Origin of the sequence: Rahnella sp. CJA17(1/100) (genome assembly GCF_963881615.1) — a bacterium.
Lineage (GTDB): Bacteria > Pseudomonadota > Gammaproteobacteria > Enterobacterales > Enterobacteriaceae > Rahnella > Rahnella aceris.
In genome coordinates this window covers 208643-231857 of record NZ_CAWOJA010000064.1, presented here as the reverse complement: position 1 = coordinate 231857, position 23215 = coordinate 208643, and the positions used below count along the sequence as shown (strand labels likewise).

Annotated in this window: 19 protein-coding genes; 5 read left to right on the top strand and 14 right to left on the bottom strand. The window is 54.4% G+C overall.

Annotation, left to right across the window (positions count from 1 at the left end; all coding sequences use genetic code 11):
* Positions 1-67 precede the first annotated feature (67 nt).
* Positions 68-394, top strand: a complete 327-nt coding sequence (locus tag AACU55_RS21635) for a heavy metal-binding domain-containing protein (protein WP_013574757.1) — start codon at positions 68-70, stop codon at positions 392-394.
* Positions 391-1239: an N-acetylmuramoyl-L-alanine amidase gene (locus AACU55_RS21630; RefSeq protein ID WP_081925224.1), complete on the top strand. Its 849-nt coding sequence runs from the start codon at positions 391-393 to the stop codon at positions 1237-1239. Before AACU55_RS21635 ends, AACU55_RS21630 begins: the two co-directional genes overlap by 4 nt.
* A gap of 22 nt (positions 1240-1261) precedes the next feature.
* Here the strand turns inward: AACU55_RS21630 and AACU55_RS21625 are convergent, their stop codons facing one another.
* The 7 genes from AACU55_RS21625 to AACU55_RS21595 form a co-directional block, all read right to left on the bottom strand.
* On the bottom strand, positions 1262-2296 hold the full coding sequence (locus AACU55_RS21625; protein WP_013574759.1) for an NAD-dependent epimerase/dehydratase family protein: 1035 nt from the start codon (positions 2294-2296) through the stop codon (positions 1262-1264).
* Positions 2297-2452: 156 nt separating this feature from the next.
* A complete protein-coding gene (locus AACU55_RS21620; protein WP_134706093.1) occupies positions 2453-3907 on the bottom strand; it encodes a DUF2867 domain-containing protein in 1455 nt (484 codons plus the stop codon).
* Positions 3908-3989: 82 nt separating this feature from the next.
* The gene (ltaE, locus tag AACU55_RS21615) at positions 3990-5003 is read right to left on the bottom strand and encodes a low-specificity L-threonine aldolase (protein ID WP_134706092.1); all 1014 of its coding nucleotides are present in this window, start codon (positions 5001-5003) and stop codon (positions 3990-3992) included.
* 77 nt (positions 5004-5080) lie between these two features.
* Entirely contained in the window at positions 5081-6802 is a 1722-nt protein-coding gene (poxB, locus tag AACU55_RS21610; protein ID WP_037036074.1) for a ubiquinone-dependent pyruvate dehydrogenase, read from the bottom strand.
* A 295-nt stretch (positions 6803-7097) separates the two neighbouring features.
* Complete coding sequence (hcr, locus tag AACU55_RS21605; protein ID WP_134706091.1) at positions 7098-8111, bottom strand: NADH oxidoreductase; 1014 nt, start codon at positions 8109-8111, stop codon at positions 7098-7100.
* 6 nt (positions 8112-8117) lie between these two features.
* Complete coding sequence (hcp, locus tag AACU55_RS21600; protein ID WP_134706090.1) at positions 8118-9770, bottom strand: hydroxylamine reductase; 1653 nt, start codon at positions 9768-9770, stop codon at positions 8118-8120.
* 166 nt (positions 9771-9936) lie between these two features.
* On the bottom strand, positions 9937-10836 hold the full coding sequence (locus AACU55_RS21595; RefSeq protein WP_013574765.1) for a lysine exporter LysO family protein: 900 nt from the start codon (positions 10834-10836) through the stop codon (positions 9937-9939).
* A 189-nt stretch (positions 10837-11025) separates the two neighbouring features.
* Between AACU55_RS21595 and AACU55_RS21590 the strand changes: the two genes are divergently transcribed.
* A complete protein-coding gene (locus AACU55_RS21590) occupies positions 11026-12759 on the top strand; it encodes an ATP-dependent endonuclease (protein ID WP_013574766.1) in 1734 nt (577 codons plus the stop codon).
* On the opposite strand, the gene AACU55_RS21585 is transcribed toward AACU55_RS21590, so the two are convergent.
* Positions 12756-13745, bottom strand: coding sequence for a VirK/YbjX family protein (locus AACU55_RS21585; protein WP_037036068.1), 990 nt, complete (start codon positions 13743-13745; stop codon positions 12756-12758). The genes AACU55_RS21590 and AACU55_RS21585 overlap by 4 nt on opposite strands.
* A 292-nt stretch (positions 13746-14037) precedes the next feature.
* Positions 14038-14259 (bottom strand): cold shock-like protein CspD, encoded by a 222-nt coding sequence (gene cspD / locus AACU55_RS21580; protein ID WP_013574768.1) that lies wholly within the window; start codon positions 14257-14259, stop codon positions 14038-14040.
* 393 nt (positions 14260-14652) lie between these two features.
* Between cspD and clpS the strand changes: the two genes are divergently transcribed.
* Complete coding sequence (gene clpS / locus AACU55_RS21575) at positions 14653-14973, top strand: ATP-dependent Clp protease adapter ClpS (protein WP_013574769.1); 321 nt, start codon at positions 14653-14655, stop codon at positions 14971-14973.
* Between the two features lie 27 nt (positions 14974-15000).
* Positions 15001-17283, top strand: a complete 2283-nt coding sequence (clpA, locus tag AACU55_RS21570) for an ATP-dependent Clp protease ATP-binding subunit ClpA (protein WP_013574770.1) — start codon at positions 15001-15003, stop codon at positions 17281-17283.
* Positions 17284-17504: 221 nt separating this feature from the next.
* On the opposite strand, the gene infA is transcribed toward clpA, so the two are convergent.
* The 5 genes from infA to trxB form a co-directional block, all read right to left on the bottom strand.
* Entirely contained in the window at positions 17505-17723 is a 219-nt protein-coding gene (gene infA / locus AACU55_RS21565; protein ID WP_002211347.1) for a translation initiation factor IF-1, read from the bottom strand.
* A gap of 93 nt (positions 17724-17816) precedes the next feature.
* Positions 17817-18551, bottom strand: coding sequence for a leucyl/phenylalanyl-tRNA--protein transferase (gene aat / locus AACU55_RS21560; RefSeq protein WP_037036065.1), 735 nt, complete (start codon positions 18549-18551; stop codon positions 17817-17819).
* A 51-nt stretch (positions 18552-18602) separates the two neighbouring features.
* Entirely contained in the window at positions 18603-20324 is a 1722-nt protein-coding gene (gene cydC, locus AACU55_RS21555) for a heme ABC transporter ATP-binding protein/permease CydC (RefSeq protein ID WP_134706127.1), read from the bottom strand.
* 2 nt (positions 20325-20326) lie between these two features.
* Entirely contained in the window at positions 20327-22093 is a 1767-nt protein-coding gene (gene cydD / locus AACU55_RS21550; protein WP_037036064.1) for a heme ABC transporter permease/ATP-binding protein CydD, read from the bottom strand.
* A 148-nt stretch (positions 22094-22241) separates the two neighbouring features.
* Complete coding sequence (gene trxB, locus AACU55_RS21545; protein WP_015689578.1) at positions 22242-23210, bottom strand: thioredoxin-disulfide reductase; 969 nt, start codon at positions 23208-23210, stop codon at positions 22242-22244.
* Positions 23211-23215 lie beyond the last annotated feature (5 nt).

The following is a 23215-nucleotide window of genomic DNA, read 5'->3' as shown; positions in this document are numbered from 1 at the left end:
CACGCAGGGTTTATGCTATTAATGACATTATTGCCAGGATTTGGACGACAACTGATAAGGAATACGCATGCAAATTTCAACCACTCCGACCCTCGAAGGTTTCACCATCGCTGAATATTGCGGCGTAGTGACGGGCGAAGCGATTTTAGGGGCAAATATTTTTCGTGATTTCTTTGCTGGTGTGCGCGATATCGTCGGTGGGCGTTCCGGCGCTTATGAAAAAGAGCTGCGCAAGGCGCGTGAAATTGCTTTCCGTGAACTGGAAGAACAGGCGAAAGAGCGCGGTGCGAACGCGGTTGTCGGTATTGATATCGATTATGAAACCGTGGGCAAAGACAGCAGCATGCTGATGGTCAGCGTGTCCGGCACCGCAGTGATTGTGCATCGCAAATGATCTGTCAGCGTGTGAAACGGGGTCTGTTCACCGTCGCATTACTCATGATGGCCGGTTGTCAGCACGCCAGCCAGCAGGGCGCGGATGCGCCATTCCGGCTGGAAACGGCGCGACAGGCGCAGGGCGCAGATCAGCGGATCCGTTTTCTGGTGATCCATTACACCGCTGAAGATTTCAACAACGCATTAAATACGCTTACAGATGAGCACGTCAGCGCACATTATCTGATCCCGGCGCAACCGCCACTTGAAGCGGGTAAACCGGTGGCGTGGCAACTGGTGCCTGAAAATATGCGCGCCTGGCATGCCGGTGCCAGCAGCTGGCGCGGGCGTACCAATCTTAACGATACGTCGGTGGGCATCGAACTGGAGAACAAAGGCTACAGCAACTATTTGCTCGGCAAAAAATTCTATCCGTTCCCGCCTGCGCAAATAGATTTACTGGCTAATCTGAGCCAGGAGATTGTCGCGCGTTATCAGATAGAACCGCGCAATGTGGTGGCGCACAGCGATATCGCGCCGCAGCGCAAAGATGACCCCGGTCCGCTGTTCCCCTGGCAGGAAATGGCCGAACGTGGGATTGGCGCGTGGCCGGATGCGGCGCGGGTGAATCAGTATCTGGCGGGACGTAATCCGCAACAGCCTGTCGATCAGGCGCAGTTGCTGGTGTTGCTGAAAGCGTACGGATATTCAGTGGAAGATAATATGACGCCGCGTCAGCAGCGTCGGGTGATTGCGGCATTCCAGATGCATTTCCGCCAGCGTGATTATCGCGGCCATGCGGATGCTGAAACCGAAGCGATCGTCCGGGCGCTGTTACAGCAGTTTCCGGATAAGAACGACTGAAACCAGCGACTGACTTTTACGGTCAGTCGCGTTTCGGGCCGATGCCGTGCAGCCCCTGAAGTTTACCGTGATCACGCAACCAGTCGGCGGTGCGGATAATCCCCTGATCGAGTGAAATCACCGGCACATAACCGAGTTCTTTCTGCGCACGCTGTGTGTCGAGCGTGAGATCGAAATTGAGTTTTGCCACGCTGTAATGCGTCAGCACCGGTTCTTTCTGCGAGCTTTTGCTGATGCGCTCCATGCCCCGCGCCATCATATCCAGCAGCGGATACGGTACCGAACGGATGCGATATTTGATATCCAGATTTTCCATCAGTTGTTTCACCAACGTACACAGCGGACGCGGTTGCTGATTTGTAATATTGAACGCGCGACCTGATTCTGTTGCCTGCGACTGCGTCGCCAGCCACATTGCATGCACGGCATTCTCAACGTAGGTCATGTCCACCAGCGCTTCTCCGCCGCGTGGCAGCATCAGTGTTCCGCCATATTTCAGCATTTGCAGCAAACGCGGCATCATGACGTTGTCGTGCGGGCCGAAAATGCCCTGCGGTCGCAAAATGGTGAAATGCGTTTGTGGATTCGACAATGCCAGCGTGTGGATCACCTGTTCACCGGCGGCTTTGCTGCGTGCAAAGGAGTTGGCGAAACGGTGCGGGCGAAAGTCTTCCTGAATATCACGGTGATGGTGAAAATCGAAGTAGATCGCCGGTGACGAAATATGCACGAAGTTTTCCACACCATATGCCGCGGACCATTCGCCCAGACGCCGTGTGGCGCGCACATTCGCCAGCTCGAATTCCTGTTCACTGCCCCACGGCGACATCAGCCCTGAGCAGTGCCAGACGGTATCGATATCTGCCAGCAGGGCTTTGGCCTGAGCAGACACCAGCGTGGTGAGATCGGCGTGAATAAATTCTGCGCCCATTTTCTGCAAAAGCGATCCCATGGCGGCATTCCGTCCCGTCGCCCTGACTTTGATGCCTTTATTTCGCAGAAACTCAACGGCATTTCTTCCAAGACCGCCGCTCGCACCGGTAACCAAAACCTTCATATACAGGCCAATGCCTTCATAAATAGAGAAAAATTGTTGTCAGCGTCGGGGTTCTGGCACCCCTGAGCAATAAGGGTGCCATTCTTTCGTGAAATTGTGCGGGTTGCAATGGGAAAGGGGGAAAGCTGTGTCTGAAAGCAGATTAAATGACCCTCTTTAGCGTCCGCAACGGTCTTTCTGCCGGGCAAGGCTGGCGATGCGTTTTGCCATGCCACGAAAAATAAACTGATGAGCGGGCATCATACTGAACCAGTAAAGCAGGCCGCTGAACCCTGCAGGATGCCACCAGGCACGCACATCCAGGCTGCGGCTTTCACCGTGGTCGGTAATCGTGAACGTTAAACGACCGAGCCCCGGCGCTTTCATGCCGAATAACAGCGCCAGTTCGCGCTGAGGTTTCAGCCCGATCACTTTCCAGCCATCAATTTTATCGCCAGGTTTCAGGAAATCACGATCCGGACGGCCGTATTTCACGCCGCCGCCGAGTAAATCGTCGATCCGTGCCCGCGTTTTCCACAAACCGTTGGCATAGAAATACCCTTCAGCGCCCCCAAGCTGCTGAATGACTTTCCATAATGCGGCTTTTGACGCCGACGTTTCCAACGTGAAACCCGCCTGTTTCGGATAATAACCGTAGCCTGGACGCCAGCGCGCACGGGCGTCAGGATCGTATCCCCAGTCCGGTGAATCCATGATCTGTTGCTGTTCTTTTTCCAGCGTACTGCGGATCGCCTCATCAATGGGGATCAGTGTCTGCGGGATCAGCTTTTGCAGTTTCTCACTGTCGGCCGGTAAATCGTGGTTCAGCCCCTGGATCAGCGCTTTTGCCAGTGACGTCGGCACGGAGGTGATCAGGCTGAGAAAATATACCGAAACAAAAGATGTTGGCAGGGGAACGGGGAGCAGCCAGCGGCGTTTACCGCTCATCGCGATAAAGCGTTTAAACAGCGTCTGATAGCTGATGTATTCCGGCCCCGCCGCCTCCAGAATCTGATTTTCTGTGGCAGGCAGTGTTACCAGCCCCTGTAAATAATTAAGCAGATTTTCCAGTGCAATGGGCGATGATTTTGAGCGAACCCAGCGCGGCGGCGTCAGCACCGGCAGGTTGTACACCATGTCACGCATCACTTCGAACGCGGCAGAACCGGCGCCAATCACGATGCCGGTGCGCATTTCCGTCACCGGAATGGTACTCATGCGCAGCAAATCGCCGGTGAGTTTTCTCGCCTGCAAATGCGCTGAATGATTGCCTTCCGGCTGCATTGAGCCGAGATAAACAATGTGCTTAATGGAGGAATCTTTCAGTGCCAGCAGAGTGTGCTGCGCCGCCTGCCGTTCTTTTTCCAGTAAATCATCATCTTCTGCCATGGCGTGAACCAGATATACCAGCACGTCAGCGCCTTCAAAGGCGGCAGCCAACGTTTTACTCTGATAGACATCCGCGAAGCAGCAGCGGACGTTTGGCCATTTTTGCTGTTGCAGCCATTCGATACGGCGTGCGGCGGCCGTGACCTTGAAACCTTGCTGGCTCAGATGCGCCGTCAGATGTTGTCCGATATACCCGCTGGCACCGAGAACGACGATCCGGCCAGTGTTTGTCGTGATTGGCATTTCCATTTGCTCGGTCAGTGTAAGGGAGATAAAGCAGAAAGTACGGCGATACCCGCGCAGGCTATCGCCGTCAACCGGATTGTCAGGCGTGCTGATGCAGGAATTCCTGCCACAGCGCCACGACTTTTTGCAGATCTTCACGACTGATATTGATATGCGTCAGTACGCGTGTGACCGGCCCTGCACTGATGATCACACCGCGCTCCTGCATCCACGGCCCCATTTTGGCTGCCAGTTCCGCGCTTTGTTTAATGTACAGCACATTGGTTTGGGCACCGGGTTCAGCGATTTCGACGCCGATTTTGCGCAGTTCCTGTGCCAGCCACTGTGCATTGTCGTGGTCATCTTGCAGACGTGAAACGTTATTTTCCAGCGCGTAAATTGCTGCTGCGGCCAGAATACCGGACTGGCGCATACCGCCACCGGTCATTTTGCGCCAGCGGTTAGCACGCTGGATGTAATCTTTGCTGCCGACCAGAAGGGAACCAATCGGTGCGCCCAGACCTTTCGACAGGCAGATGGTCAGCGTGTCGCAATACTGAGTGATCTCACGTAATTCCACGTTCAGTGCCACTGCCGCATTCATGATACGTGCGCCATCAATGTGCAGTGCCAGCCCTTTTTCACGGGTGAAGGCGAACGCCTTTTGCAGATAATCCAGCGGAAGCACTTTGCCACTGTGGGTGTTTTCCAGGCTCAGCAGACGGGTCCGGGCAAAATGGATATCATCGGGCTTGATGGCTGCCGCGATCTTATCCAGCGGGATAGAACCGTCAGCATCCATATCCAGCGGCTGAGGCTGGATACTGCCGAGCACCGCGGCTCCACCTGCTTCATACATATAATTGTGAGCTTTCTGACCAACAATATATTCTTCGCCACGCTGGCAGTGCGTCAGCAACGCCACCAGATTGGCCTGCGTACCGGTTGGTAAAAACAGCGCCGCGTCTTTGCCACACAACTTTGCCGCCATGTCCTGTAAAGCATTTACCGTTGGGTCATCGCCGTAGACATCATCGCCGACTTCAGCGCGGGCCATGGCCTGACGCATAGCTTCACTGGGGCGGGTTACGGTATCACTGCGTAAATCGATCAACGTGGCTTCCTTCTGGGTGAATGCCCCTTAAGGGGGCAGGTATGATTATTTAATCATGCACTATAGCCCTGTCGGGGTTATCGCAGCCAGTTGGTTTTTGCCAGTTCGACCACTTCGTCGCCCCGGCCGCTGATCACCGCGCGCAGCATGTACAGGCTGAAGCCTTTTGCCTGTTCGAATTTTATCTGCGGTGGCATCGCCAGTTCTTCAGTGGCGGTGATCACATCGATCAACACCGGCCCCTCGTAGGCGAACGCATCCTGCAAGGCGGTGTCGATATCGGAGGATTTTTCAACCCGAATGCCTTTGATGCCTGCAGCTTCAGCGATAGCGGCGAAATCCGGGTTTTTCAGCTCGGTGCCATCCGTCAGATAACCGCCGGATTTCATTTCCATTGCCACAAAGCCCAGTACGCTGTTATTGAAAATGATGATTTTCACCGGCAGCTTTTGCTGCGCCAGCGTCAGGAAATCCCCCATCAGCATGGCAAATCCGCCGTCGCCGCACAGCGCCACAACCTGACGTGAGCGGTCAATGGCCTGCGCACCAATCGCCTGCGGCATGGCGTTGGCCATCGAGCCGTGGTTGAACGAGCCGAGCAAACGGCGCTGGCCGTTCATTTGCAGATAACGACACGCCCAGACGGTCGGCGTGCCGACGTCGCAGGTGAAAATCGCATCGGCAGCGGCAAAGCGGCTAATCTGCTGCGCCAGGTATTGCGGGTGGATCGGTTGCTTGTCGTTCGGCGTCGCCAGGCCGTCGAGATCTTTGCGCGCTTCCTCGTAATGCTTCAGCGCCTTGTCGAGGAACTTGCGTTCATTTTTTACCTGCAACTGCGGCAGAAGGGCGGTCAGGGTGGATTTGATGTCGCCGACCAGCGCCATATCCACATGGCAATGCGCACCGATGCTGCCCGGATTGATATCAATCTGAATGATTTTGGCATCGGTCGGATAAAACGCGCGATACGGGAATTGCGTGCCGAGCAGGATCAGCGTGTCGGCATTGAGCATGGCATGATAACCGGAAGAGAAGCCGATCAGCCCGGTCATACCGACGCTGTACGGGTTATCCCATTCGATATGTTCTTTGCCGCGAAGTGCATGCACCACCGGCGCTTTCAGGGTTTCAGCCAGTTTGATCACTTCATCGTGCGCACCCGCGCAGCCGCTGCCACACATCATCGTAATGTTGGTCGCGCCGTTCAGCAGTTCTGCCAGCTTTTCCAGTTCTGTAGGCTGTGGCGTGACTTTTGGCAGCACAGGCGGATACCAGCTGACTTTAGCGTCTTCCGGCGCAGGCTTGAGCGCCACATCACCCGGCAGCACAATCACTGATACGCCACGGTTGAGAATGGCTTTGCGCATGGCGATCGCCAGTACCTGAGGAAGTTGCTCGGGATTACTGATCAGTTCGCAGTAATGGCTGCATTCACGGAATAATTCGGTCGGGTGGGTTTCCTGAAAGTAACCGCTGCCGATTTCACTCGACGGGATATGCGCGGCAATCGCGACAACCGGCACGTGATTGCGATGGCAATCGAACAGGCCGTTGATCAGATGCAGGTTGCCCGGGCCACAAGAACCTGCGCACACCGCCAGTTCGCCGGTGATTTGTGCTTCGGCTCCGGCGGCGAATGCGGCCACTTCCTCATGGCGCGTACCCAGCCATTCGATGGTGCCCATGCGGTTCAGGCTGTCGCTGAGCCCGTTCAGGGAATCGCCGGTGACGCCCCAGATCCTTTTTACGCCTGCTGCCTCGAGAGTTTTCGCCAGGTATGCTGCTACGCTTTGTTTCATAGTCCCTCCGGTGCGCCCGTCATCCTTCGAGCTGCCTCTGCGTTGGCTGCTTTCGCGAACCCGGTCACATACTTATGTATGCTCCCGGCGATTCACTCAGTTGCCGCCTTGATCCAACTCGAATGATTTAGGGCTAATTTTCAAATAAGTGGATTAAGCATAGTCCACTGATTACATCCTTGAATGTTCAGCCTTAAACCATACAAAAATATGCGGAGGAGGGAGGTGAAGAATTGTAAATCTGCCCGCGCAGACTGTAAAAAGTCATGAGCGGGCAGTGAGTTACTGCGGGGGATCAGGCGAGGGTGACGTCGCCCTGGAGCTGACAGCTACAGGCCAGTACATAACCCTGAGCGACCTCTTCGTCGGTCAGCGTCATGCGGCTGGTGGTCTGGTAATCACCGGAAAGTATCCGGGTTTTACAACTGCCGCAGACGCCTGCACGGCAGGCTGCGGTGACCGGCAAACTGTGCTGTTCCATGGCAGCCAGCAATGTCGTTCCAACCGGTACGCGGTAATTCTGTAACGGTGTCAGGCGGGTCAGCGTCAGTTGCTGGTCGGCAGACACTTCAGTTTGCTGTGCCTGAAACTGCTCTTTGACGATATTCTCCGCCGCAGCGCCCAGTTCTTTCACCCATTCTCCGGCCAGTTGCATATAAGGCGCAGGGCCGCAAATCATTACCCGACGTTCACGGATATCCGGCACCTGACTTTGCAGTAAATCCTGGCTCAGGCGACCGGCGATTTGGCCGGGTTTTGCATCCTGTTCCACAAGAAGAGTCAGATTCAGCTGCGGATACGCTGCGGCCAGTTGCTGCCATTCTTCGGCAAAAATGATGTCCTGCGGGCTGCGCACGCTGTAAAACACCTGCACGCTTTGCGCCGGATGATGCGCCAGAATATCGCGCGTGATCGACATAACCGGCGTCACGCCACAGCCAGCCGCCAGCAACAACAAAGGCTGTGGCGTATCGCAGGTGAATTCCCCCTGCGCATCGCTCAGCCAGAGATAATCACCGGCTTTCACCTGCTGCGTCAGCCATGGTGAACCTTCGCCGCCCCCGATGCGACGTACCGTCAGCTGAATAAAGCGGCTATTGCCCGGTGTGGAAGACAGTGTATAGGCACGCTGTACGTCACCACTCTGGCCAATATTCACCAGAGCAAACTGGCCGGGACGGTATGAATACACATCGTGATTAATCAGCGACAGCGTGCGGACATCCGGCGTTTCCTGTGTGACGGAATACACCTGCATGCGGTTCTGGCACAACGCGGTCGGCTGATCGGGAAATAAGGGAAAATTCATTTCAGCTTACTCCGGCAGCATGGTTTTCAGATCCTGCTCAACCGAGGTGATTGCGCGCAGGCCAAATTTTTCATTCAGGATCGCCAGCAGGTTATCGGTGAGGAAGGCCGGTGCCGTCGGGCCGGTGGCGATATTTTTTACGCCAAGCGACAGCAGGGTCAGCAGGATCACGATCGCTTTCTGTTCAAACCACGACAGCACCAGACTCAGCGGTAAATCATTCACACCGCAGCCTAATTTCTCGGCCAGATTCACGGCCAGAATAATGGCGGAATAGGCGTCGTTACACTGGCCGACGTCCAGCAGACGAGGCAGGCCTTCGAGCGTACCGAAATCCAGTTTGTTGAAGCGGTATTTGCCGCAGGCCAGCGTCATGATCAGGCAGTCCTGCGGTACGCTAAGCGCCAGATCGGTGAAGTAGCTGCGTTCTCCGCGACTGCCGTCACACCCGCCGATCAGGAAGATGTGGCGCAGTTTTTTTGCGGCAACCAGATCGATGACGGTGTCTGCTGCGCTGAGTAACGTCTGGCGGCCGAATCCGACGGTAATTTCCTGCTCAATTTCGCTGTAACGGAAGCCCGGAAGCTGCAATGCCTGCGCAATGACCGGCGCAAAATCTTCGCCTTCCAGATGTTGCACGCCCGGCCAGCCGACAATGCTGCGGGTCCAGATGCGGTCGCCATAATTGCCGACATTCGGGTCAATAATACAGTTTGAGGTCATGACGACAGGGCCGGGGAATTTGGCGAACTCCACCTGCTGATTTTGCCAGCCGCTGCCGTAGTTACCGGCCAGATGCGGGAATTTTTTCAGTTCGGGATAACCGTGCGCCGGCAGCATTTCGCCGTGGGTGTAAATATTGATGCCGGTGCCGACGGTTTGCTCGAGCAGCATCTGCAAATCTTTCAGGTCGTGACCGGAAATCAGAATCGCTTTACCTGCCAGCGGACGGACATTGACCGCCGTCGGTTGCGGATGTCCGTAAGCATCGGTTTCGCCTTTGTCCAGAATGGCCATCACGCCAAAGTTCATTTTGCCGATTGCCATCGCGTTCGCGAGCAGCTCGCCCATGTCGGACGGTTGCGTGCCCAGCCACGCCATCAGGCGATGATATTCGGCGTAAATGGCGGTATCAGACTGGCCCAGAACATGCGCGTGCTCCATATACGCGGCCGCACCTTTCAGGCCATACAGGCACAGCATACGCAGGCCGTGAATGTCATCACCGATCTGCGCTTTGTCACCGTTGAGCGCAAATTGCTGTGCCTGTTGTTGCAGCTCGCTGAGATTATCGCTCACCAGTTCCAGTGCGGCCAGCGGATGGTTAATGGTGATTTCCGCATCCATCAGACGGCAGCGGGTAGCCAGCGATTCGCGATAAAGAACGGCTTCACGGGCATAGCCGACGATACGCTCAGAATCGAAGTTTACGTTGGTCAGCGTGGAGAAAAAGGCGCGGGGCGCGAAGCTGTCGATCTCTTCGTCAATGATGCCATAGCCGCGTGCGGTCAGTGCCCAGGCAGATAAACCTTCTAACACCGCGACCAGTAAGTCTTGTAAATCAGAAGTTTCGGCCGTTTTGCCACACATACCTTGCGCATACGCGCAACCATTGCCCGCCGGGGTACGGACTGTTTGTTCACATTGCACACAAAACATAATGAGGTCCTTTTAAAGTTGCATTTGAAATGCTTGTTTTGATGCAAGCCTAGAGCTGGCTGAGACAGAAATGAAGGGATTTTTAAGACAAAGTGACGCGGAGTTGATTTATCGCAAGTTTTGCAGGGCGGTTCCCGCTGCGGGATGGCAGCGGGACGGGCAGGGGTCAGGCAGAGAAAAAGGCCATTAAGACCGGGGCAATCAGGCTGAGGATAAAGCCGTGCACCACGGCCGGAGGCACCATATCCAGTCCGCCGCTGCGCTGTAACACCGGCAGGGTAAAGTCCATGGATGTCGCGCCGCACAGGCCGAGTGCCGTCGAACGGCTGCTGCGCACCAGTGTCGGAATCAGCATGATGGCGCAGAGTTCGCGGGCAAGATCGTTAAAGAAGGCCGCGCTGCCAATCACCGGTCCGAAAGAATCTGTCAGAACGATGCCTGAAAGCGAATACCAGCCATAACCGGAGGCGATGGCCAGCCCGGTTTTCAGCGGTAAACCCAGCAGCAGTGCGGCAAGTGCACCGCCAATCAGGGCGCTGAGGGCCACCACGATTGCTACCATCATGCCGCGACGGTTCAGGATAATCTGGCGCAGGGTCATGCTGCTGTTGCGCAGTTGCAGACCGACCAGCGCCAGCAGGAATAACAACGCGATTTCGCTGGCCTGCGACGCGAAGGTAAGCCAGTGCCATTGTGTCAGACCCAGCGCAAAACCCCCGACCACCACGCCGCACAGTTTCAGTGATTCCAGTGCCATGTGAATGCGGGACGGCAATTTTTCCTGTTTATACTGCGTTTTCCAGGGCTTGCGGCGTTCCAGCAACCACAGCGCGGCGTAGTTCATCACGAAGATGCACAGGAAACAGACGGCGGCATATTTGAAAATTAGCAGCAAATTGGTGCTGAGATTGTCCAGGAAAGCCAGACTGATGCCCATAATGAACAGGATGACGTACACCATCCAGCTCAGTAACTGGTTAACAAGATGCAACAGGGCACGGTTTTTGAGCGGAATAAGGTAGCCGGCAATCAGCGGCAAAAGAATAATTAACAGCCCGGAGTACATGATGCAAAAGTCCCTGAAAAGTAAGATCCCATGAGTGGCGCGCAGCACATAAAATGCCGCCCGCCACGCTAACGAAAAGTTATCTGACTGTAAAGCAGCTTCGGCACGCAGAGATATCTCTGCGAGCTTGACCTGAACCGATTTTTAACGCCATGCTCAGGAAAGTTTTGAGCGCACAGGAGGCGTCTGATGTATCTGGAACGTGTTGATATTGTCGGTTTTCGCGGGATTAACCGCCTGTCTTTGACGCTCACGCAGCCCGCGCAACGTGGCGCATCGATTACCGGTTCTGCCCATCAGGGGCAGGCCGAATCCTTTCTGACCAACACCGTGTTAATCGGCGAGAACGCCTGGGGGAAATCCAGCCTGCTCGATGCGTTAACTCTGCTGCTTTCCCCCGAATCTAAATTGTACTGCTTTAAAGAGGAGGATTTCTATTTCCCGGCAGGTGAAGAGGAGGCCAAATCACAGTACCTGCACGTGGTGTTTACATTTTGCGAGAACCAGGCCGGTCATCATATGTCGCCGCGCTTTAATCCGCTCTCACCGCTTTGGGTGAAATGTGCCGATAAACTGAACCGTATCTATTATCGTCTTGAAGGAGAGCTGGACGACGATGGCAGCGTGATGACGCTGCGCAGTTTTCTGTCGTCCAACGGCCAGCCTTTAAATCTGACGACGATTGATCCGCTTGCGCAGGCGTTGATCCGCCTGAACCCGGTATTACGCTTACGCGATGCGCGCTTTATTCGCCGTCTGCGCAGCGAAACACTGGCGCCGCGGCTGGCGGTCAATAATGAAGAGCTGGCAAAACAGCTTGATGAACTGACGCGCGAATTGGTTCACAGCCCGCAGACGCTGAAAAACAGTGAACTGCGCAGTGGCCTGTCGGCAATGCGACAGTTGCTGGAACACTATTTTGCCGAGCAGGGGACGTCCAGCAGCGCACCCTGGCAGCAAAAGCGTCATGGCCGGGCGGAGAGCCGCCGCGCATGGCGTTCGCTGGATAACATCAATCGCATGATTGCCGAACCCAACAGCCGCAGTATGCGGGTGATGCTGCTCGGCATGTTCTCGACATTGTTACAGGCGAAAGGCTCGGTGGTGCTGCATCCGGATGCCCGGCCACTGTTACTCATTGAAGACCCCGAAACCCGTTTGCATCCGATCATGTTATCGGTGGCCTGGGGATTACTGGATCAGTTGCCGTTGCAGCGCATCACCACCACCAACTCCGGCGATTTGTTGTCGCTGGTGCCCGTTGAGCAAATATGCAGACTGGTGCGTGAGTCCGGCCGCGTCGCGGCTTACGCCATCGGTCCTGAAGGGCTGAGTATGGAAGACAGCCGCCGCATCGCTTTCCATATCCGTTTTAACCGTCCCTCGTCTTTATTCGCCCGCTGCTGGCTGCTGGTGGAAGGCGAGACCGAAGTCTGGTTGCTGAACCAGCTGGCGCGTCAGTGTGGTTATCATTTTGAATCGGAAGGGATAAAGGTTATTGAGTTTGCACAATGTGGCCTGAAGCCTCTGCTGCGTTTTGCGCGGCAAATGGGCATCGAATGGCATGCGCTGGTCGACGGTGACGAAGCCGGTCGCAAATATGCTGCGACAGTGATTGCGAACGTGGAAAACCACAATGATACGCTGCGATATCGCCTGACGGCGTTGCCGTCGCAGGATATCGAACACTTTTTGTATCGCGAGGGTTTTGAAGACGTTTACCGCAAGAATGCGGCGATACCGGACAATGTGCCGATGTCGCCGAGAAGAATTATCGATAAAGCCATTCACCGCAGTTCGAAGCCAGATCTGGCGATTGATGTGGCACTTGCGGCCTCGCTCCGGGGAACCTCGTCTATTCCTCCGCTGCTGCGGCAAATGTTTTCCCGCGTGGCATGGCTGGCACGCGGCAGGGCGGATTAAGCGGCGTGGCTGTTTTCGGTTATCACGGGGTTGCCATGTCCGCTGGAAAAAGTGTGACGGATCTGCGTTTCCAGATCGTCTAACAGCTGGTAACGGCGACGGTATTCCGAGCGTCGTTTACTGGCGATTTCTTCCAGCGGGCGATGGGCAATCTGTGAAGGTAAATGGAAATAACCGTCATCGCCCGGTTTAGCATCCAGCGTTTCCCAAAAACTGTCGTAATCGGCAAACACCATGCCTTTGCGTTTTTTGTAGCGCGGGTTTTCATAAATATGGGTGTGATTTCCCACCGCCACGATTTGCTGCATGCCGGTGACGTCCGCGAGTGTGGTCAGCGCTTCAATCACCAGACGTTTAGGGAATAAACCGTGGCAGGCTTTGGTCGCTGTTTGTATTTCCAGATGATCCACGTGCGCGCGTGGCCCCTGTAACGCGCCGATAAACAGCGTCGGACGCCCCTGATATTCAATAAACGAAAACGTCACGATCGCAATCGGTTCACCCTGCGGAGTATTAAATGTCAGGGTGGCTTCGCCTTCTTTATCGAGACGGCTGATGGCATTAAAGGCGACAAAAAAATGTTGCCCCTCTTTGCCTGTCAGTGTGGCGATCGCCATCGGCTTTTTATTCAGATAACCGTGATTAATAGCGTCGGGCAGGCAATGACCAATCATATCGTAGTGATCAGTGATGCGTTTCATCGCCTGTTGCGGCGTGATATTTGCCGACTGATACGCCCGGTGCAGCTTACAAGGCAGGCTGGGCATGGCGGTCAGGATTTCGTCGCGCTGCGGATGCTGTGCCAGATAATCAAGCATCCCAAACGTTCTGCGCGGATGCGCCAGCGTGCGGAAAAGGAATTTGAGGCGATAGCGTGGTAATTCCCATGATGGCCCCGGCGTTATCTGACGGGTGAGCAATGCCTTCATTAACTGAAGGCCGGTAAGTGGCGCCTTTTCTACAGAAGGGTAGCTGAAAGTAGTCATGGAAATACCTGTTGTCGTGAGCCAGAGTTTTGTGGTGGCTATTTCATCAGGCCAAGAATAAACAGGGATACAACGGTGGGAATTATGGAGAAATTGCATGTAATTTGTTGAGATGATGTTTAGATTTACATCCTCATATGACGTGTCTTAGCAATTTGTGTCTAAAAAATGTACTTTTTTTCACGCTCAGGACTTGAAGCCGGAAGCATTCTCCCCCATAAATAAAAATGCCAGTCAGTAAGTGACCGGCATTTGCAGTTGAAGCGTTATCTGATGCGTGATGCTGAACCGGTCAGGCGACCACTTCACTTTCCACTGGAATAATGAGACTGGCATGATTCCCCTTTGGGCCTTCATGAACGTCGAAATTGACCTGCTGGCCGGCTTTCAGAGTCCGGTAACCCTCCATCTGGATTGTGGAGTAGTGAGCGAAGATGTCTTCACCGCCATTTTGCGGGCAAATGAAGCCAAAGCCTTTAGCATTATTGAACCATTTAACAGTACCCGTCTGCATGCTTCTACATCCCTCTCATGACTAGTCTGGTAGTAAATAGATAAAGCCAGTTGAGTGAGCCCGAAGGCCGGAACACGGCGGATAAGCGTCTGTTCAGGCCGGTTTAAACTCCGTTCAGCTCACGAATTTACACTCTAGTGGAATAGAGTTAGACGTCAAGGAAACGGCATTTGTCGCGGGGGAGCAGATAACCAAAGTTTGAAGCAGGTAACGCTATTGACATATTTTGTTAAGTTTTGCCCGGCGTTGTCTGACGTACGTAGACATTTTGTGCAGCGGCAAGGTGAGGCCAGAGATGGTAAAATACGGTAATAACAGCGCGAGGCTCTGCAGAAAGTCTTCCCGTTTGTGTATTTGGCTTCCAATACGATCTTCACAGGTGATGAACAGGCAATGGGTAATAATCAAGACTGGCTAAATTTTGAACATTTGGCGGCGGATAAGCAAAAGGATGAGGTAAAACCGCCATCTATGTATAAAGTTATATTAAACAACGACGATTACACTCCAATGGAATTTGTGATTGACGTTCTGCAAAAGTTCTTTTCTTATGATATTGAACGTGCAACGCAACTGATGCTCCAGGTGCACTACAGAGGTAAAGCGATATGCGGCGTTTATACTGCCGAAGTCGCGGAAACCAAGGTCGCACACGTAAATGAGTACGCCAAGGAGAATGAGCATCCGTTGCTGTGTACGCTGGAAAAAGCCTGATTAAGGCAATCTATTTGGGAGGTGCCTATGCTCAATCAAGAACTTGAACTCAGTCTCAACATGGCTTTCGCAAGAGCCCGTGAGCACCGGCATGAGTTTATGACCGTGGAGCACCTGTTGCTGGCGTTGCTCAGCAACCCTGCTGCCCGTGAAGCGCTCGAAGCTTGTACAGTTGATTTAGTGGCCCTGCGCCAGGAACTGGAAGCCTTCATCGAGCAAACCACACCCACCTTACCTGCCAGTGAAGAGGAACGTGACACCCAGCCTACGCTGAGTTTCCAGCGCGTTCTGCAACGTGCGGTATTCCACGTGCAATCTTCTGGCCGCAGTGAAGTGTCCGGCGCCAACGTTCTGGTCGCGATTTTCAGCGAACAGGAATCTCAGGCTGCCTACTTACTGCGTAAACATGATGTCAGCCGCCTTGATGTGGTGAACTTTATCTCGCACGGCACGCGTAAAGATGAATCGGGTAGCCAGGCGCAAAACAATGCGGAAAACCCAGTTAACGAAGAACAGTCGGCGGGGGAAGATCGTATGGAGAACTTCACCACTAATCTTAACCAGTTAGCGCGCGTAGGTGGTATCGATCCGCTGATTGGCCGTGACAAAGAACTGGAGCGCGCCATTCAGGTGCTCTGCCGTCGCCGTAAAAACAACCCGCTGCTGGTGGGCGAATCCGGCGTAGGTAAAACGGCCATTGCCGAAGGGTTGGCATGGCGAATCGAGCAGGGCGATGTGCCGGAAGTAATGGCGGATTGCACCCTGTATTCTCTGGATATTGGTTCGTTGCTGGCGGGTACCAAATACCGCGGTGATTTCGAGAAACGTTTCAAATCTCTGCTGAAACAGCTGGAGCAGGATAAAAACAGCATTCTGTTTATTGATGAAATCCACACGATTATCGGTGCCGGTGCGGCGTCAGGTGGTCAGGTGGATGCGGCAAACCTCATCAAACCGTTGCTGTCGAGCGGCAAAATCCGCGTGATCGGTTCGACGACCTATCAGGAATTCAGCAATATCTTTGAGAAAGATCGCGCTCTGGCACGGCGTTTCCAGAAAATTGATATTACTGAGCCAAGCGTTGAAGAAACCGTCCAGATTATTAACGGCCTGAAAACCAAATACGAAGCGCATCACGATGTGCGCTACACCGCAAAAGCGGTGCGTGCGGCGGTCGAGCTGTCGGTCAAATACATTAATGACCGTCATCTGCCGGACAAAGCCATCGACGTGATTGACGAAGCGGGCGCACGTAGCCGGTTAATGCCGGTCAGCAAACGCAAGAAAACCGTGAATGTCAGCGATATCGAAAGTGTCGTAGCGCGTATTGCCCGCATTCCGGAAAAAACTGTGTCTGCGACAGACCGTGATGTCCTGAAAAGTCTGGGCGACCGCCTGAAAATGCTGGTCTTCGGACAAGATCCAGCCATTGAAGCACTGACCGAAGCGATCAAGATGAGCCGCGCCGGTCTGGGTCAGGATCACAAGCCTGTCGGTTCGTTCCTGTTCGCCGGTCCAACCGGTGTGGGGAAAACCGAAGTGACGGTTCAGTTGGCGAAAGCGATGGATATCGAACTGCTGCGTTTTGATATGTCGGAATACATGGAACGTCATACGGTCAGCCGTCTGATCGGTGCGCCTCCGGGATATGTCGGTTTTGATCAGGGCGGTTTGCTGACGGATGCGGTGATTAAACATCCGCACGCCGTCGTGCTGCTTGATGAAATAGAGAAGGCGCATCCGGATGTCTTCAACCTGCTGCTGCAGGTGATGGACAACGGTACGCTGACCGATAACAACGGTCGCAAAGCAGATTTCCGTAACGTGATTTTGGTGATGACCACTAACGCCGGTGTGCGTGAAACGGAACGTAAATCGATTGGTCTGGTGCATCAGGATAACAGCCCGGATGCGATGGAAGAGATCAAACGGACCTTTACGCCGGAATTCCGTAACCGTCTGGACAACGTTATCTGGTTCAACCATTTGTCTACGGAAGTTATCCAGCAGGTTGTCGACAAGTTTATCGTCGAACTGCAGGCGCAACTGGATGCGAAAGGCGTTTCTCTGGAAGTCAGCGACGAGGCTCGCGACTGGCTGACAGTGAAAGGCTATGACCGTGCGATGGGTGCGCGTCCGATGACCCGTACCGTTCAGGAAAACCTGAAAAAACCACTCGCTAACGAGCTGCTGTTTGGTTCACTGGTGGATGGCGGTTCCGTCTCTGTGGCACTGGATAAGGCGGCTGACAAGCTCACTTATCACTTTATGAGTGCGCAGAAGAAAAAACCGGAAGGTGCGGTGCATTAATTTTTCATAAAGCATGAAAAAACAAAAGGCGATGTGAAAACATCGCCTTTTTTCTTTCTGAAATTCTTTATTTAATTGCAGTAATTAGTGAGGGATTTCAGAAAGGATAATGGAACAAAACGCCGGATTGCGGATACCACAAAACGCCCTTGCAACAGCAGGAAGGGCGAAAAGGGTATCCTCAGGTATCGCCGGAAAATCAGCGATGAGTGAGCCGCTTATTAACGGCTACGGAAGACAATGCGGCCTTTGCTCAGGTCGTACGGGGTCAGCTCTACAGTGACTTTGTCGCCCGTCAGGATGCGGATGTAGTTCTTACGCATTTTACCGGAGATGTGAGCGGTAACTACGTGTCCGTTTTCTAATTCTACACGGAACATAGTGTTTGGCAGCGTATCCAGTACGGTGCCTTGCATTTCAATGTTGTCTTCTTTGGCCATCGAATCCTCTAGGTCTAACTACCATAGTTTTTAACCGGCAAGATAATGCCGAAAAACCCACATTATGTAAAGAAGTATGGTCCATGACCGCACCTATTCCCTATCCTTCGGGAACACCGGCAGGTCTTCATCATGTGGGGATAAGTCTTGTGGCAACCAGCAATCCGGTGCTAACGCGCGTTGCGAAAGTGCGGATAACTGCTGCAAAAATTGGCGGCGGGGGATCTCTCTCGCACCCAGCGACGCAGTGTGAGGGTTGAGCACCTGACAGTCAATCAGTTCTCCTCCATTGCGGGAAAAATGTTGGCAAAAAAGCATAAGCGCGCACTTAGAGGCATTCTCCCGCCGGCTGAACATCGACTCGCCGCAAAATAATCCGCCGACAGAAACGCCGTACAAACCGCCAACCAGTTCATCACCTTCCCAGACTTCAACCGAGTGCGCGCGTCCGGCTTCATGCAATTCCTGATAACCACGCTGCACCAGCGGCCCGATCCAGGTGCCATCTTCACGCTGCATGGCGCACGCATGGATCACCTGCTCAAATTGCTGGTTGAGGGTGAAACGAAACGGCATCTTGCGCATAAAACGTTTCAGACTGCGGCTGGCGTGGCGTTCTCCCGGGACCAAAATTGCGCGGGGGTCAGGTGACCACCAGAGGATCATTTCCCCCGGCTCGAACCAGGGGAAAATGCCATGCTGGTACGCGGAAAGCAGGCGGGGAGCGGTAAGATCGCCCCCGATAGCCAGCAGGCCATTCGGCTCCTGCAATGCAGTTTCAGGTGCCGGGAAATTCAATGAATTGGCCTCAAGCTTAACTAACCGCATAGATCTCCTTATCCGGCGGACACGTCCGCCGTAAAACCACAAACAACCCCGTCAGGCGCGGGCAAGGAACCTTGCATAACGACTTTGTGCCGCAGCTAACGTCTGGTGATCGCCTTGTTCCACAATCTGACCCTCTTCCATAACACATATCCTGTCGAGGGCTTCCAGACCGTGCAAACGGTGCGTCACTAAGAGTAGCGTCTTATTCTGACAATGCTTGTGCAGCAGTGCCAAAATGTGTTGTTCCGTTTCTGCATCCAGCCCTTCCGTGGGTTCATCCAGCAACCACAGTGGCGCGTCATGTAACAAAGCTCGCGCCAGCCCGATACGACGTTGTTCGCCGCCGGAAAGCTGACGTCCGCCTTCACCAAGCCAGGCATTCAGGCCTTCGTTTTCCAGCAGCACATGCAAATCAACTTGTTTCAGAGCATCGGCGATTTGTTCGTCGGTGCTCTGCGGCGATGCCATGCGCAGGTTTTCGCGCAGCGTGGTGTTAAAGACGTGCGCACGCTGGCTGACGACGGTGATCATGTTGCGCAGTGTCGCTTCATCGTAATCAGCAACCGGATGACCGTTAATTTCCAACGTACCGCTGCTGATATCCCAGGCGCGAGTCAGCAGTTGCAGCAGGGTGGATTTGCCACAACCGGTCTGACCAAGCAGGGCGATGTGCTCACCGGCACGGACATCCAGATTGATATTTTTCAGCACCGGCAAAGGTTGCCCCGGATAGGTGAAATTCACATTTTTCAGCGACAGACTAACACGTTCACCGGCCAGCGGGCCCTGAGACGGGAAGGTCACCTCTGCGGGCTGGTCGATGATCTGGCTGACACGCTGAGCTGAGGCGATAACCTGCCCGAGATGCTGGAATGCGGCGGCTACAGGTCCCAGCGCTTCGAATGCCGCCAGCGGGGTGAAGACAAACAGTGCGATCAGTGCGCCCGGTTGCGGGAACTGGTTGATACCACCGGCAGCCAGCCATAGCATCAGTGTGACGGTCAGACCGGCCGCTGCGATCACCATTGCCTGAGAGAGGCCCGTGAGTTTTGCCTGCTGCTGCTGGCGCAACATCCAACGCTGTTCGATATCATTGAGTTGCTGGCGGAACCGTGACTGAGCGCCGAAAACCACCAGTTCAGACTGCCCCTGTAACCACGATGTCAGTTGCATCCGGTAGTTACTGCGCAGCGCCGTCAGTTCACGTCCGGCAGGTTTTCCCGCGCGGTAGAAAATCACCGGCAGGAGCAGCATCAGCACCAGCATAATCGCGCCCAGCGTCAGCGCCAGTTTCACGTCGAGGAAGCTCAGGCCGAAGGTCACCAGAATGATCACCACCAGCGCACTCACCAGCGGAGAAATGACCCGCAGATATAAGTGATCGAGCGTATCGACATCGGCGACCAGGCGGTTAAGCAGGTCAGCCTGACGGAAATGTGCAATCCCCCCCGGTGACAGCGGCAGAATTTTTGTGAATGTAAACACCCGCAAATGCGCCAGCACACGGAAGGTCGCGTCGTGGCTGACCAGACGTTCAGCATAGCGGCCTGCGGTACGAAATATCGCAGCACCGCGCACACCGGCTGCGGGCAGCATATAGTTGAAGCTGTATAAACCGGCGACACCGGCCACTGCCGAGGCTGCCAGGAACCAGCCAGAGAGCGTCAGCAGGCCGATGCTCGCCAGTAAGGTGACGATGGCCAGAATGACACCCAGTGACAGACGGAACCCGTGGCGGCGGTACAGGGCGAGATAAGGCAGAAGGGTTTTCATCATTAAAGCTCCTTATTCCGCCGGGAAAGCAGACTGGCGAATAAACCGTTCTGAGCCACCAGTTGCGCGAAGGTGCCACGCTCAGCGATCAGGCCTTTCTCCATCACCCAGATTTCGTCGTAGTCACGGGTATCTTCCAGTTGATGCGTTACAAGCAGTGAAGTCTGCGCTTTTGAGGCTTCGCTCAGCGCGCTCATCACTCGTTTTTCGCTGTGCGCATCCAGGCTGGCGGTCGGCTCATCGAGCAGTAACAAACTGCATGGTGAGAGCAGGGCGCGGGCAACGGCGACGCGTTGCGCCTGTCCGATAGATAACCGCGCAGCACTGTCACCCAGTTCAGTTTCCAGCCCCAGCGGTAACAAGGGTAGAAATTCATTCACATACGCACGTTCAATGGCGGACTGAAGCTGTTCGTCACTGACCTCCGGCTGATTAAGCAGAATGTTGGCGCGCAGGGTAAGTTCGGGCAGATACGGGTTCTGGCCCACCCAGCTCAGCTGTTTACGCCATTCGTCACTACGCAATGATTTCAGTTCAATACCGCTGGCAGTAAGGGAACCCTGGTAAGGCAGGAAGCCCAGCAGGGCGTTGAGCAGGGAGCTTTTCCCCGCGCCGCTCAGGCCGACAATCGCGATACGTTGTCCGGTCTGAATGCTAAACGTTAACGGACCGGCCAGCGTTTTGCCTTGCGGTGACTGAATAATGACGTCGCGGGCTGCCAGTGCCACTGTCTGCCCGGCTGGCCAGGGTTGCTCGCCGTCACCCATATCGGCACTTTCTGCGCTCAGAAACGTGACTAAACTTTCTGCTGCGCCGATGGCTTGCGCTTTGGCGTGGTAAAACGCGCCCAGATCACGCAGAGGCTGGAAAAACTCAGGGGCAAGTATCAGTACCAGAAAGCCGGCGAACAAGGTCACAGGCGTGCCGTAACTGCCAAAATTGAGTTCACCGAGATAGGAGAAGCCGAAGTAAACCGCGACAACGGCGATAGAAATAGAAGCGAAGAATTCGAGTACAGCGGAAGATAAAAAGGCCAGACGCAGAACGTCCATCGTGCGGGCGCGGAAGTTTTCAGTTGAACGCTTAATCTGGTCGATTTCCGCCGTGCCGCGATGGAAAAGGCGAAGCGTATCAAGACCGCGCAGGCTGTCGAGAAAATTCCCACTCAGACGCGCCAGCGCGACAAAGTTACGACGGTTCGCATCAGCGGCCCCCATACCGACCAGTGCCATAAACAGCGGGATCAGCGGCGCTGTCACCAGCAAAATAAGCCCGGCGGCCCAGTTAATCGGGAAAATACTGACCAGGATGAGGAGGGGAATAATACCTGCGAGAGCGATCTGCGGCAGATAACGGGAATAGTAATCCTGCATATCTTCGATTTGTTCAAGAATAATGCTGGCCCAACTGCCCGCCGGTTTTCCCTGGATCCAGGCAGGTCCCAGCTTCTCGAGACGATCCAGCACCAGCTTGCGCATTTCCTGACGGATAACACGTCCGCAAATAAAGCCCACCTGTTCACGCAGCCAGGTGACCACAGCGCGCAGAACAAACGTCAGCGCCATTAACAGGAAACTTTGCAGCAGGGCGTCACGCGGTGTGTGGTCAATGATCAGGCTGTGCAGTAATCCGGCCATCAGCCAGGCTTGCGCGAGGATCAGCAAACCGGAAAGTAAACCCAGCATCATAGACAGACGGATCCAGCCTTTGGCGCGTGAGCTTTGTTGTTTTAACCAGCGGATAAGTTCTTGTTGTCGTGTTTTATTCATCAGGCATCAGTCTGTGCAGCAATCCGGATGGGAGGGCGCTCATGTTACATGCTTGGCTCAACACTGAAAACAATAAGGCGGCAATTAAGCCGCCTTATTCGTTACTCTTTGTATGGACTCTTGGTCCGATAACTAGCCGCAGGCGTGATTATAAATCCGGGGCTTGAGATAAACCGTCCAGATAGCGTTCTGCATCCAGTGCGGCCATACAACCGGTTCCGGCAGAAGTGATCGCCTGACGGTAGATATGATCCATAACATCGCCTGCTGCGAAGACGCCCGGAATACTGGTCTGGGTGGCGTTGCCATGAGAGCCGGACTGCACTTTGATGTAGCCATCTTTCAGTTCCAGCTGGCCTTCAAAAATGCCGGTATTCGGGCTGTGGCCGATAGCAATGAACACGCCCGCCACATCCACTTGCGATTTCTCATCAGTGCGCACGTCGAGCAGGCTCGCGCCTGTCACACCCATCTGATCGCCGACCACTTCATTCAGGGTCTTGTGGGTATGCAGAACGATATTGCCGCTGGCCACTTTGTCATTCAGACGGTCCACCAGAATTTTTTCCGCTCGGAAGTTGTCACGACGGTGAATCAGATGCACTTCAGAGGCAATATTGGCCAGATAAAGAGCTTCTTCAACAGCGGTGTTGCCACCGCCGACAACCGCGACTTTCTGGTTGCGATAGAAGAAGCCATCACAGGTTGCGCAGGCTGACACGCCGCGACCTTTAAAAGCTTCTTCAGAAGGCAGACCGATATAACGTGCTGAAGCGCCGGTTGCGATGATCAGCGCGTCACAGGTGTATTCACCGCTGTCACCAGTCAGGCGGAACGGACGGTTCTGCAAATCGACTTTGTTGATGTGGTCGAAAATGATCTCAGTATTAAATTTGGTGGCATGCTCATGCATACGTTCCATTAAGCCCGGACCGGTCAGGCCCTCCGGATCGCCTGGCCAGTTTTCCACTTCGGTAGTGGTGGTCAGCTGACCGCCTTTTTCCACACCGGTAATTAATACCGGATTGAGGTTTGCACGCGCAGCATAAACCGCTGCGGTATAACCCGCCGGACCGGAACCCAAGATCAATAACTTACTGTGTTTAACCGTACTCATGCGTA